This window comes from Hymenobacter cavernae (assembly GCF_014641455.1).
Taxonomy (GTDB): domain Bacteria; phylum Bacteroidota; class Bacteroidia; order Cytophagales; family Hymenobacteraceae; genus Hymenobacter; species Hymenobacter cavernae.
This window is the reverse complement of the sequence record NZ_BMHT01000005.1, coordinates 347,029-360,669: the sequence shown is the minus strand read 5'-3', so window position 1 is coordinate 360,669 and position 13,641 is coordinate 347,029. Positions and strand designations below refer to the sequence as shown.

The following is a 13,641-nucleotide window of genomic DNA, read 5'->3' as shown; positions in this document are numbered from 1 at the left end:
TTTGCTGCTGTTGTACTAAGCTCAGCCTGGAATAGTTAGCTCGTTGCTATAGTCACGAACGGAGAATCGGCCTGTACAAAGCCTTCTACCGCACAAAAATCAACCTTGCAGTAAGGTATAGAGATGAGAACGTTGTTGTGTAAAAGCTAGCTAGGTTCTACTTCCGTTCGCGCCACATGCGGTTGAACGACTTCGGAGCCACAGCTAACGTGCCGCGTCGCTTGTTCCAGGAAAGGTCCAGCAGACGAGTCAAGACGTAATTCTTAGCTCGCGCCGGCAGCAGATTCAGCAGCGTGCGGCTGAGCATGGCGCGCATCCAGAGCTTCACGGCTAGTCGTTCTTCTTTATCGGTTAGGTGTTCCTGCACACTTTGCTGGCGGTTTTTGAGCAGAATGCCGTGGATGTTGATCTTCACCGGACACACACTCGTGCAAGCGCCGCATAAGGAAGAGGCGTAGCTCAGGTGCTTATTCTCAGCCATTCCCGACAGGTGTGGCGTAATCACCGAGCCGATTGGCCCCGAGTACGTGGCCTCGTAGGTGTGGCCGCCGATGTTCTTGTACACGGGGCACACATTCAGGCAGGCGCCGCAGCGAATGCAGTTCAGCGCCTCACGCTTATCAGGCTGGGCAAGCAGATTTGTGCGGCCGTTGTCGAGCAGCACCACGTACATTTCATCCGGACCGTCCTTTTCCAACGGCTGACGCGGACCGGTGTAAATCGTATTGTAAACGGTAACCTGCTGCCCGGTGCCGCTGGTGCTCAGCAAGGGCCAAAACAAAGCTAGGTCCTCCAACTTGGGAATGACTTTTTCGATGCCGACAATGGCAATGTGGGTGCGCGGAAAAGTGGCGGAGAGGCGAGCGTTGCCTTCATTCTCGGTTACGGCAATGGCGCCCGCGTCAGCAATGAGGAAGTTGCCGCCGGTGATGCCGACTTCGGCCGTGGTGTATTTGTCGCGCAACAGGTGGCGGGCCGTGAGCACCAGCTTCTGGGCGTCGTCGGTGTACTCGATACCTAGGTGCTTGACGAAGATGTTGGCGATGTCGTGCTTGTTCAGGTGCATGGCTGGCGTCACGATGTGATAGGGCCGCTCGCCGTTGAGCTGCACGATGTACTCACCTAGGTCCGTTTCGATGGAGTCGATGCCGTTCTGACCGAGGAAGTGATTCAGGTGAATTTCCTCCGTAGTCATGCTCTTGGCCTTCACCACGGTGCGAGCTTTGCGCCGGGCCATGATCTTGCCGATTTCCCGCAGTGCATCATTTGCATCTTGCGCCCAGATCACCTTACCGCCACGCGCCGTGAAGTTGCGCTCAAACTCCAGCAGGTACTGATCTAGGTTGTTGATGACCTTAGATTTTAGGTACGACGCGCGTTCGCGGGCTAGCTCGTGGTCGTGGTACCACGTCAGGCCGGTCTGCACGGCGGCGTTGTACTTGCCGATGTTAAAGCGAATCTTGCGCCGGTGCTCCAGGTCGAAGGCTTTCTGCTCGGAGTCGGTAAGAAATTGCAGGACTTTGGTCATGGCAGCTAGGTGGTGGGTTACCGCAGAGGCACGCGGAGGAAAAACACAGAGGTTCGCAGAGACGACCTCCGCGAACCTCTGACGGTAATCAGAATACTAAAGATACTTACGGTTTGTTGGAATCTACTACAATCCGGTTGTCGCGGTTGACCAGCTCCCAGGCCGTGTGGAACACGAGGCGGGCGCGGGTTTCCATCAGCGGAAACTCGATTTTGTCGACTTCGTCCGTGTCTTTGTGGTAGTCTTCGTGTTCGCCGGTAGTATAGAAAATGACCGGAATGCCGTGCTTGGCGAAGTTGTAGTGGTCGGAGCGGTAGTAGATGCGCTCGGGCTCGTTAGGCACGTTGTAGCGGTAGTCGAGGTCGAGCTTGGTGTACTTTGTGTTGTTGGCCTCGTTGATAGAGTGCAGCTCCGACGACAGCTTATCCGACCCCACCAGGCTCACGTAGTTGTCGCCTTTCTTGTGGTTGGAGTCGATGCGGCCGATCATGTCGATATTCAGGTCGGCGACGGTGCTGGCCAGCGGGAACACCGGATGCTCCGTGTAGTACTCCGAACCTAGCAAGCCTTTCTCCTCACCCGTCACGGTGATGAACAAGATGCTGCGGCGCGGACCATGGCCATCTTTCTTGGCCTGCGTAAATGCCTGCGCCATTTCCAGAACCGACACGGTGCCCGAACCGTCGTCGTCGGCCCCGTTGTACACCTTGCCGTCGATAATACCCACGTGGTCGTAGTGCGCCGAGCACACCAGCAGCTCGTCTTTCTTATCGGTGCCTTCCAGGTAGCCCAGCACGTTTTCAGTCGTGACGCTTTCCTTGATGATGGGCGCCTTCACTTTAGCAGAGCTAGGTTTCCATTTCACAGCTACTGGCTTGCCGGCTTGCGTAACATCGGCCTGGTATTGCTGAAGCGCCGCGGGCGTGGTGCCTAGCAGCTGCGCACCTAGGGTTGGCGAGATAGAAATGATGGCATAACCCGCCGGGCTTGCAGCCGCCTCAGAAGCAGCCGGCAGGCTCATCTGCGACTGTTGCAGGTAGGGCTTGATGCGGGCAAGATTACCCGTGAAAGCGGCCGCATCCGGATTGATCGTGATAACGCTGCGGGCGCCTTTTTGCATAGCCACGCCCATTTTTGCACTGCGGTCGGTGCTCCACTTGCTGGGCTTGCCATCGGCACCTAGCACCGCCTTGCCGTCCTTGGTTCTGGGCTCACCACCTAGCATCACCACGTCTTTGCCTTTTACATCCTTGCCGGCGTAGTCGGAAAAGCCTTCCTGCTCAATGCCGTAGCCCACAAAAACCGGCTGCAATGTCGTCTCCTCCTGAAACGGCGACTTGCCGTAGATAAAGAAATCTTCCAGCCACTTAAAAGGTTTATTGCCAGCAACAAACGTAACATCGCCCCAGTGCGTGCGCTCCAACTGGAAGTGCTGGATGTACGGATTGTTGGAGCCCTGAACCGGCCCCGTCAGACCTAGGTCCTGGAACTGTTTGGCAATGTACTCAGCGGCCATTTTCTGACCTTTCTCACCGGTTTCGCGCCCTTCATACGCATCAGAAGCAATGATGGAGAGGTGCTTGCGCAAATCTTCCTGCGTGATGGTGTTGGCGTACGTCGCCGATAAATCAGCGGATGGAGCAGAGGCGGCCACAGAAGCCGTCTTGTTCGCCTTCTTGGCTTTTACTTTTTGCGCCGTTGCCGGCACACTTACGCCACAAGCAGCTGCGAAAAGCAGCGCGTAAACAGAATGTTTGTTCATAAAGCATTAGTAGCCGAGTGGCTGATTAACTGAGTGTTTGCTCTAAACCTAGGTTCAAGAGCAAACACCCAGTCACTCTTTAGGGTTTGTTGGAATCGACCACAATCCGATTGTCGCGGTTAGCTAGGTTCCAGGCGGTGTAGAAAATCAGGTGCACGCGCTTTTCCATCTGCGGAAACTCGATTTTGCTTACTTCGTCGCCGGCGCCGTGGTAGTCGGCGTGTACACCGTTGAAGAAGAACGCCACCGGCACTTTGTGCTTAGCGAAGTTATAGTGGTCGGAGCGGTAGTAGAAGCGGTTCGGATCGGCCGGGTCGTTGAAGCGGAAATCCAGGTCGATGTTCGTGTGCTGCTTGTTCTCATCCTGTAAGATGGTGTGCAGCTCCGAGGAGAGCTTGTCGGAGCCAATGACGTACACGTAGTCGCCTTTGCCTTCGTGGTCTTTGTCGGTGCGGCCCACCATGTCGGTGTTCAGGTCGGCGATGGTGCTGGCGAGCGGGAACACTGGATGCTCGGTATAGTACTCTGAACCTAGGAGCCCTTTCTCCTCACCGGTCACCGTCAGGAACAAGATGCTGCGGCGCGGACCATGGCCGTCCTTCTTAGCTTGAGCAAACGCCTGCGCCATTTCCAGCACCGATACCGTGCCTGAGCCGTCGTCGTCGGCGCCGTTGTACACCTCACCTTTGATAATGCCGACGTGGTCGTAGTGCGCCGAGCACACCAGGATTTCCTCTTTCTTGTCGGTGCCTTCCAGCAAGCCCATCACGTTTTCAGTCGTGAAGTCCTGCTGATTTTGTGGGGTTTTGATGCGGAAGCTGGCCGGCTTGAACGGAGCCGTCGGCTGCGCGCCGCCTTGCTTAGCCGAGGCTAGGTATTTCGTCATGGCGGCCTCGGTGGTGCCGAGCAGCTTGTAGCCCATCGGCGCCGACACGATAAACACCGCCGCGCGGCCACCGCCTTGCTGCGGCGCATCCTTAAACATGATCGTGGGCCGGTTCAGGTAGGCCGCAATAGGCGCCGAAGCCGCCGCGAAGGTCGTGCTGGGGCTAGCATTGATCAGGAAGAGGCTGCGGGCGCCTTTGCTGCTCGCGGTGGCGCTTTTGCTGCGGTACTCGTTGTTGCCGGCTTCATTAATCAGCGCAACGACATCCTTGCCCGTCACGTCTTTACCGGCGTAGTCCGCTTCGGTGCCGTAGCCTACGAAAACCGGCTGCACGGTGGTTTCTTCCGCAAAAGGCGTCCGGCCATACCCGACGAAATCCGTGGTCCATTTATACGTCTGGTTGGCAACTTTCAGCGTGGCGTCGTTGGTCCAGGTAGAGCGCACCATCGTGAAATGCTGAATGTAGGGGTTGTCGGAGTTCTTTACCGGACCAACCAAACCTAGGTCCTGAAACTGCTTAGCGATGTACGCAGCGGCCATTTTCTGGCCTTTCTCCCCGGTTTCGCGGCCCTCGTACTCGTCGGAAGCAATGATGGACAGGTGCTTACGCAAATCTTCCTGCGTGATGGTGTTGGCGTAGGTAGTGGCCAGGTCAGCCGCGGCGGGTGCTGGTGTCAGCGGAGGCACTACGGGCGCGGTGCTGGCTTTGGGCTTCGCTTTTACCTTGACTTTGGTGGGAGCTTGCTGAGCCGCGGCCGAAGTAGCACAGCAGGCGGCGAGTAGCAAAGTATAAAAGGTGTTCTTGGTCATGTGAAATGGTGAGGGAGATGGTAAGTGGTGAGTGGTGAGATGGTGAGTGGTGAGATGGTGAGCAGGGGCATTCGCGACTCACCAACTCACCATTTCACCACCTCACCGCATAATGAGCACACTGGCGTAGGCGGCCACGCCTTCGCGCCGGCCTACAAAACCTAGCTTTTCAGTGGTCGTGGCTTTGATGGAAATATCATCGGTGGGGATGCGCAGCACGGCCGCCAACGTTTCCTGCATGGCCGGAATGTGCGGATTCACTTTGGGCGCTTCCAGGCAAATTGTCGAGTCGATGTTGGAAATGGTGTAGCCCCGCTCGTCCAGCAGGCGCACCACCTCGGCCAGCAGCCGCTTCGAGTCGATTCCTTTGTACTGCGGATCGGTATCGGGGAAGTGAAAGCCGATGTCGCGCAGGTTGGCAGCTCCCAGCAGCGCGTCGCAGATAACGTGAATGAGCACATCGGCATCGGAGTGGCCGAGGGCGCCGTGGGTGTGCGGAATCTGAATGCCGCCGAGCCAAAAGGGGAGGCCCTCGCGGAGCTGGTGCACGTCGTAGCCGAAGCCGGTGCGAATTTTCATAAAGCAGAAGCTAGGTAAAAGAACAGTCGCCAAGGTACGACACCTGGCCATTAGTAGAATGACAGGTTGCTGGTGTTGCAGCTATGTGGTTTATAGTTAAAGCATTGCGTAGAAAGCTAGCTTTTTGGCGCCTTGCAGAAAATATTTTCCAAAGTGTAAAGTATCCTGTGTTAACCACCGTCTTAGGAGGTAGCCGGCTGAATAACGATCGAGAATATTGAAAAATATATTTGGAAACTTTGGGATCGAAAAAAGTTTCCTGAGTATCTTTGTCCCAGAATTATGGAAATCAAAGATCGTATCATTCAATCGGCCGGGGCGCTATTCGGGCAACGAGGTCTGAAAAGCGTTTCCATGGATGACATCGCCACGCACCTGTCGATGTCGAAGAAGACGCTCTACAAGTGGTTCGAGAACAAAGATCAGATAGTGCAAGCCTCTCTGGAACTGTATCTGACCACGAAGCAGTGTGATGGGCAACAGCTGCTCAACAAGGCAGCCAATGCCATTGATGAGTTCTTCATCATGCTGGACTGGATGCGTAGTCAGTTCGCGGACATCGTGCCGGGCATTTTCTACGACATGCAGAAGTACTATCCCAGCGCCTGGCAGCTGTGGTTGGACTACAAGAATACCTTCGTGCTGGCTCAGATCAAGGCCAATCTGGAGCGCGGCATTGCCGAAGGATTATACCGGCCGGAGCTGGACGTGGAAGTGATAGCCCGGATGCGCCTAGCCTTGATTGAGCTGTTGCTGAACGCAGAAGTTTATCCGCCCCGGCAATTCAAGCAGCAGCGGGTGCAAACCTGTATCCTCGAGCATTTTATGCTAGGCATTGCCAGCCTGAAAGGGCATAAGCTAATCAACGAATACCGTCATGTGACGGAAGAGGAATAACACTACTTTCTCCGGACACACTCCCTTACACACTATGAAAAACTCGCTTCGGCTCCTGCTACTCATGGCAGCGCTAAGCTTTCTGGGGCTGCACCAGCTGCTGGCTCAGACGCCCTCTACCGGCCAGCCGGTAGCTACCAGCACGCCCTTAGCCTTATCGCTACAACAGGCTATCGACTACTCGCTCAAGAATAAATCGACTTTGCAGTCCACGCGCATCAATGAGCAGTTGGCTGATGCACGCATCGGGCAAACCAAGTCGCAGGGCTTACCCCAAGTGAACGTTGCGGCTACCCTCACCGACAACTTTAAGCTCCAGAAGTCGTTGGTCGATTTTGGTGCGTTTGCTGGCCCGCAGTTGCAAGGTGCCACGCTGACGAATACAGATATTGCTAATGCTCAATCAGGTCAGCCCGTAACGCTGCAACCAGCTTATAAAGAAGCTGTTGCTTCGCCGCCGCAGCCGCTGGCTTTCGGCTTGCAATACGCCGGCAACACGTCGGCTTCGCTCTCCCAGCAGCTGTTCAACGGCTCTTACCTGCTAGGTCTGAAAGCCGCGAAAGTGTATCAACAGCTGGCAACGAAGCAAACAACGCAAAGTGAAATCGACGTGGTGGAGCAGGTGTCGAAAGCCTACTACAGCACGCTGGTTGCCCGCGAGCGGCTGAAGCTGCTGACCCGCAACGTGCAGCGCCTTGACACCTTGCTTTACCAGACTGAGCAAACCTTCAAGCAGGGTTTTGTGGAAAAGCTGGATGTTCAGCGCCTTCAGGTGCAACGCAACAACCTAAATATTGAGCAGCAGAATGCCGGCCGCCTAATTGACTTGAGCGTGGCGCTGCTGAAGTTCCAGATGGGCCTCGACCAACGCCAGCCCGTGCAGCTCACCGATTCGCTGAGTGCTGCGGTGCTCGATGCCGAGCGTCTGAAACAAGCGGTAAGTCAGGTAGATGATAACTTCAACTACAGCAACCGCATCGAGTACTCGGTGCTGGAAACCCAACGCGACCTAGCTGCCCTCGACGTGCGCAACCAGCGCGCCGGCTACCTGCCCACGCTGAACCTGGTAGGCGCCTACGGTTTTATTGGCTCGGCTAAGTCGCTGCCAGGGCTGCTGGAGTTCCGTGGTCCTAACTCGCTGGACCCGATTACGAACTTCCCAAACCAAAGCTGGTTTGGCTTTGGCAACATCGGCCTGCAATTGCAGATCCCAGTATTCGACGGCTTCCGCAAAAAGTACCAGGTGCAAACGGCCAAGCTCACGCTGGAGCAGGTGAACAAAGGCTTTACCACCTTGCAGCAAAGCATTGACCTGCAACGCACCCAGAGCCAAACGACCTTGCAGAACGACCTTGATGTGCTGGCCAACCAGAAAGCTAATCTGGACCTAGCTACCGAAGTTGCCCGCGTGGCCAAGATCAAGTTTCAGGAAGGCGTCGGCTCCAACGTGGAGCTGGTGACGGCCGAAACTGACTTGCGCCAGGCACAAACCAACTACTACTCAGCGCTCTACGACGCGCTGGTAGCCAAAGTAGATTTTGATAAAGCAGCTGGTACGCTGTACACGAAATAACAAGCAGCTAGCCCACGCATCTCTTATGAATCGTTCTTCCCTGAAAACGAACCCTTTCCTCCCCATGAAACATACTACTTCTGCGGCGCTGCTGGCGCTAGCCCTGCTCGCTGCCTGTGGTGGTAAGCAGGACCCAGCCGCGGAGCTAGCCAAGCTAAAACAAGAACAGGCTAGCAATCAGGCCAAAATCGCGGATTTGGAAGCTAAAGTAGGTGGCGATAAGCCCGCCAACGCCGCTGCCAATGCTGTGCCGGTGGCCGTTATCAATGTGCAGCCTGAGAACTTCCAGAGCTACCTGGAGGTGCAGGGCCGCGCCGACTTCGATCAGAATGCCAACGTCTCGGCGCGGGCTGCCGGTACCATCACCAGCATCCGGGTGCAACGTGGCGACCGGGTAGGTAAAGGCCAAATCCTGGCTACGCTTGACGCGGCCGTGCTCGAAGCGGGCATTGCTGAGCTGCGCACGCGCCTCGACCTGGCGAAGGTGATTTACGAAAAGCAGGACCGCTTGTGGCAGCAGCAGATTGGCACGGAGGTGCAGTATCTGCAAGCCAAAAATAACTACGACGCCCTCCGGCGCAACCTAGCTACCCAGCAGCAGCAGCGCGACCTTTACAATGTGCGGGCGCCCTTCGGCGGTACCGTCGATGATGTGCCCGCGAAAGAAGGTGAGCTAGCTTCGCCCGGCGTGCCGGTGGTGCGGCTGCTCAGCGGCTCGTCTGGCAAAATCGTAGCCGACATATCCGAAGCTTACGCCAACAGCATCAAAGCAGGCGACAAAGCCTTGGTGAGCATTCCGGACCTAGGTGCTGAGAATCTGACTTCGACGGTGCGTACGGTGAGCCGCATCATCAACCCAACGAGCCGCACCTTCACCGTGGAGCTGCGCCTCAACGGCAAAGAATCCGCACAGCTCCGCCCCAACATGGTAGTAGCGGTGCGCATCCAGAATTACGCCCGCCCCAACGCAACGGTCGTTCCCGTGGACATCGTGCAGAAAGACGAGGAAAACAGCTATGTGTTTGTGGTTGAGCAAAAGGGCAATCAGAAAGTGGCTGCCAAGCGCGTTATCCAAACGGGTGCTACCTACAACGGTAAGGTAGAGGTGACGAAGGGTCTGGCCGCCAACGACCAAGTAATTTCCGCTGGCTATCAGAACGTGAACGAAGGGCAAGTCGTGACCTTATAGGTTGAGGCTAGTCGTTGAACGACAACTAAATCGACTATGCAGGACATTGAGAAAGAATTCAAGCCGACCAGTTGGTCGATTGACAATAAGACTAGTATTTACATCATCACGCTCATCTTGTGCGTGATGGGGATTTTTGCCTACATCAAGCTAGGCAAGGAGAAATTCCCGGACATCGTGATTCCGCGCATCATCGTGGCCACGATTTACCCCGGCACCTCACCGGCCGACATCGAGAACCTGGTGACGCGCCAGCTTGAGAAAGAAATCAAATCGGTGAACGGGGTGAAGAAGATCAACTCCACCTCCAACCAAGACTATTGCATTGTCGACGTGGAGTTTAACTCCGGTGTGGACGTGCAGTACGCCAAGCAGCTGATCAAAGACGCCGTTGACAAGGCTAGCTCGGAGCTGCCGAACGACTTGCCTACGCCGCCTACCGTGCAAGAAGTGAACCTGTCGGAGGTACCGATCATGAACATCAACCTGGCCGGCAACCTGCCCATCAGCCAGTTGAAAAAGTACGCCGACGATTTTCAGGACAAAATCGAAGCCCTACCTGAAATTACTCGCGTCGACATCATCGGTGCCTTGGAGCAACAAGTAAACGTGGACGTTGACCTGAACAAGCTACGAGCTTCACGCCTAGGTTTCTCGGACATCGAAGGCGCTATTGCTCGCGAAAACATCACGATTTCCGGCGGTTCTATCGACGTAGGCAATCAGAAACGGGCCGTGCGCGTGGCTGGCCAATATGCCCGCGCCGCCGATATTGCTGACATTCAGGTGAAAAACCTAAACGGTGCAGCCGTGCGTCTCGGCGACATTGCCACGGTGCAGGATGCCTTCAAAGACCGTGAATCATACGCACGTCTGGATGGTAAGCAGGCCATTACCCTGAACGTGATTAAGCGCCAGGGTGAAAACCTGATTGATGCCTCCGACAAGATTCAGCAGGTTATCAAGGATTCGAAGCAGACGCTACCCAAGGAGCTGACCATCACCGTGACGGGCGATACCTCGAACGATACGCGAGTGACGCTCAATGACTTGATCAACACCATTATCATCGGCTTCATCCTCGTGACGCTGATTCTGATGTTCTTCATGGGTACCACCAACGCCTTGTTTGTGGGCTTATCGGTGCCGATTTCCATGTTCCTAGCCTTCGTGATGTTGCCCACGCTGGACTTCTCGCTGAACATGATTGTGCTCTTCGCCTTCTTGTTAGCCTTAGGTATCGTGGTCGACGACGCCATTGTGGTTATCGAGAATACGCACCGCTTGCTGCACGAGCACCCAAACCTAACCACGGCACAAGCCGCCAAGTACGCCGCCGGTGAGGTGTTCATTCCGGTGCTAGCCGGTACCCTGACGACGGTAGCGCCGTTCGTGCCGCTCATGTTCTGGCCGGGTATTGTGGGCAGCTTCATGTTCTACCTCCCCGTTACGCTGATTCTTACCCTGATGTCGTCGCTCATCGTGGCTTTCATTATGAACCCGGTATTTGCCGTGTCATTCATGGAGCGCGAAGACCACCACAGCGGTGAGAAGCCTAAGTTGACCAAAGGGTTCCTGATTGCCATGGGCGTGCTGCTGCTGATTGCGCTAATCGGTTACGCAACTGGCTCACCGTTCACGGGTAATCTGTTTGTGTTCGTTATCCTGTTCTGTGTTCTGGACAAGTTCGTGTTCGTGCACTGGATTGCGGGCTTCCAGACTAAAGTATTGCCTCGCTTCCAGAATGGTTATGCCCGCTTGGTAGGGGCTGCTGTTGGTGGCTCGCTGTGGCGGCAGGGAGGCATCATGGCTAGCTTGCTCGTGCTGTTCGTGCTGTCCATCATGGCTGTAGGTGCGCGGAAGCCCAAGGTCGACTTCTTCCCGAAAGGTGATCCGAAATTCATCTATACTTACCTGAAAATGCCAGTAGGCACGCGGGTAGAGGTGACTGACTCAATTGCCCGGATACTCGAAAAGCGAATCTATGGCGTGATTGGCGAGCACAACCACGATGTGGAATCGGTGATTACGAACGTGGCTATTGGTGCCGGTGACCCCGGCGAAGCGACGGCGAGCGGTACCTCGCAGTCGAACCTAGCTAAAGTTGCCGTAGCCTTCAAGGAAAGCGGCGAGCGGACTGGCAAGCCGACCCGCGATTACATGGATCAGATTCGTGAAGCGGTAAAAGGTGTACCAGGCGCCGAGATTTCGGTTGACCAGGAGGCCAGCGGCCCGCCCACCGGTAAGGAAATTGCCATCGAGGTAGCCGGCGACGATTACCCAACCCTGGCGAAGCTTTCCAAGAAAGTAACACGCTACGTCGATTCGCTTAAGATTGGCGGTATCGAGCAGCTGCGCTCCAACCTAGAAGACCGTAACCCGGAAATTGCTGTTAACATCGACCGGACCCGTGCTAACCGCGAAGGCATCAGCACGGCTCAGATCGGCTCAGAAGTGCGCACAGCTATCTACGGCTTCGAGGCTAGCAAATTCAAGACTGCCGATGATGAGTACCCAATTCAGGTGCGCTACGCTAAGCCTTACCGCGAAGATGTAGACGCCATCCTGAACTCGCCCCTCACGTTCCGCGACGCAACCGGCCAAGTGCGGCAGGTGCCGATTTCCTCGATTGCGAGCGTGAACTACGGTACGACCTACGGCGGCATTAAGCGCAAAGACACGAAGCGTATTATCACGATTTCTTCGAACGTGTTGAGCGGCTTCACTGGCCCCGACGTGGTGCGCAACATTGAACAGGCGCTGAAGTCCTTTCCGACCCCAGCGGGTTATACCGTTCGGATGGGTGGCGCGCAGGAAGACCAGCAGGAAACCAGCAACTTCCTTGGCGTAGCAGGCCTAGGTGCCTTGGCGCTCATCTTCTTGGTGCTCGTGACGCAGTTCAACTCGGTGAGTAAGCCACTTATCATCCTGAGCGAGATTATCTTCTCAGTGATCGGAGTAATGCTAGGTTTGGCCATTACGGGCATGAACATCAGTATCGTAATGACGGGCGTGGGTATTATCGCCCTGGCTGGTATCGTCGTGAAAAACGGTATTCTGCTGGTTGAGTTCACCGATATGCTTCGCTCGCAGGGCATGCCGCTGCGGGAGGCTATTGTGTTAGCCGGCCGCACACGTCTGAACCCGGTAATCCTGACAGCTACAGCGGCTACCCTAGGTCTGATTCCGTTGGCTATTGGTCTGAATATCAACTTTTATGAGTTATTTAACTCATTCCATCCGCACTTCTTCATCGGTGGCGAATCGGTGACGTTCTGGGGGCCACTTGCCTGGACGATAATTTTCGGGTTAGTGTTTGCAACCCTAATCACCCTTTTAGTAGTCCCAGTAATGTACTTGTTGAATGAAACGCTTCGTTCTAAGATCACCGGTGTAAACCCGGACGTTCCGCAGACGCCGCCCGCCCACACGGAAGAAGCGCACGCGACCCGTTCGCCGGTGCTGGCCGAAGCCTAGGTCAACTTGCCTTACCTCACGTCTGTTACTAGTTGCCTGCTGTCTATAGTTGCTGTCCGTTGCCGGTAATCTTTTGATGGTTGCTGCCCATCAGGATCTGACCTCCAACTAGACCTCTTCCCCTGATAGCAGGCAGCTAGCTTAAATAGTTGCTTTTTTACCTCTGTCGTTCCCCTTATGATTTCCTCAACGACCTCCGTTCCCAAATCAATTGAGCAGCAAGTGCTGCGTATCATCAGCAAGCGTAAGGCTATCAAGCCCCGGCGCCTGCGTATCGGTAGCAACTTAAGCCGCGAGCTAGGCTTTGACACTGTCGATGTTGTAGACATTATCCTTGAGCTTGAGCGCAACTTCCACATCACTATCCCTGACGAAGTGCCGCTGGCAACTGTGGGTGATTTTGTGACCTACGTCGCCTCGCACACGCCGGAGCAAGAAACGGCCGCATAAGCTTTGTTGGTTACTTTTGGTTAAGTAGCAGGCAGCAAAAAAGCAGCCCGGAACCAGTACATGGTTTCGGGCTGCTTTTTTATTGAAGAAGCTGAAGTAAAGCCAAACCTAGGTTGCCTAAAGTAGGAGCTAGGTTCGGCTACTTGGCTACTTATTCCTTAGCGCACGTTGCCGCCCGCATCATTGGAGCCATCATTGGGCGTGCGGCTGCCGTCGGTGTTGTAGATATCGTCGGAGTGCAGCGTGGGGTTCTTGGCGAGCTCCGTATCGTCAGGGCCAGTCAGGCTCGGGTTGGGGTTGCTGCTATCGGGTGAGGAGATGCCGGAATCAGTGTTCGAGACCGGGCCTTCGGCGGGCTTGAGGTCAGTAGTGCCGTGGCGCTTGCCCGAATCAGTGGAAACCTGCGCACGCGCACCATCGAAGGGCGTCGGGTCAGCATCCTGAGGGCTAGGTCCAGAGCTGGACGTGGTGCCATCGTGGCTAGTGTGCA

At 55.5% G+C, this 13,641-nt stretch carries 9 protein-coding genes; 5 read left to right on the top strand and 4 right to left on the bottom strand.

Annotation, left to right across the window (positions count from 1 at the left end; translation table 11 throughout):
• Window positions 1-157 precede the first annotated feature (157 nt).
• The 4 genes from IEX74_RS15070 to ispF form a co-directional block, all read right to left on the bottom strand.
• Window positions 158-1,528, bottom strand: a complete 1,371-nt coding sequence (locus IEX74_RS15070) for a LutB/LldF family L-lactate oxidation iron-sulfur protein (RefSeq protein WP_188814838.1) — start codon at window positions 1,526-1,528, stop codon at window positions 158-160.
• 106 nt (window positions 1,529-1,634) lie between these two features.
• Window positions 1,635-3,290 (bottom strand): M28 family peptidase, encoded by a 1,656-nt coding sequence (locus IEX74_RS15065; protein ID WP_188814837.1) that lies wholly within the window; start codon window positions 3,288-3,290, stop codon window positions 1,635-1,637.
• A gap of 79 nt (window positions 3,291-3,369) precedes the next feature.
• Window positions 3,370-4,986 (bottom strand): M28 family peptidase, encoded by a 1,617-nt coding sequence (locus tag IEX74_RS15060; RefSeq protein WP_188814836.1) that lies wholly within the window; start codon window positions 4,984-4,986, stop codon window positions 3,370-3,372.
• A 102-nt stretch (window positions 4,987-5,088) separates the two neighbouring features.
• The gene (gene ispF, locus IEX74_RS15055) at window positions 5,089-5,565 is read right to left on the bottom strand and encodes a 2-C-methyl-D-erythritol 2,4-cyclodiphosphate synthase (protein WP_188814835.1); all 477 of its coding nucleotides are present in this window, start codon (window positions 5,563-5,565) and stop codon (window positions 5,089-5,091) included.
• A 282-nt stretch (window positions 5,566-5,847) separates the two neighbouring features.
• Here ispF and IEX74_RS15050 point away from each other — a divergent pair, with 282 nt between their 5' ends.
• The 5 genes from IEX74_RS15050 to IEX74_RS15030 all read left to right on the top strand — a co-directional run bounded on the left by IEX74_RS15050 (window position 5,848) and on the right by IEX74_RS15030 (window position 13,151).
• Entirely contained in the window at window positions 5,848-6,462 is a 615-nt protein-coding gene (locus IEX74_RS15050) for a TetR/AcrR family transcriptional regulator (protein WP_188814834.1), read from the top strand.
• A gap of 34 nt (window positions 6,463-6,496) precedes the next feature.
• Complete coding sequence (locus IEX74_RS15045; RefSeq protein ID WP_188814833.1) at window positions 6,497-8,035, top strand: TolC family protein; 1,539 nt, start codon at window positions 6,497-6,499, stop codon at window positions 8,033-8,035.
• A gap of 64 nt (window positions 8,036-8,099) precedes the next feature.
• Window positions 8,100-9,224: an efflux RND transporter periplasmic adaptor subunit gene (locus IEX74_RS15040; protein ID WP_188814832.1), complete on the top strand. Its 1,125-nt coding sequence runs from the start codon at window positions 8,100-8,102 to the stop codon at window positions 9,222-9,224.
• Between the two features lie 36 nt (window positions 9,225-9,260).
• Entirely contained in the window at window positions 9,261-12,701 is a 3,441-nt protein-coding gene (locus IEX74_RS15035) for an efflux RND transporter permease subunit (protein ID WP_188814831.1), read from the top strand.
• 177 nt (window positions 12,702-12,878) lie between these two features.
• Complete coding sequence (locus IEX74_RS15030; RefSeq protein WP_188814830.1) at window positions 12,879-13,151, top strand: acyl carrier protein; 273 nt, start codon at window positions 12,879-12,881, stop codon at window positions 13,149-13,151.
• Window positions 13,152-13,641 lie beyond the last annotated feature (490 nt).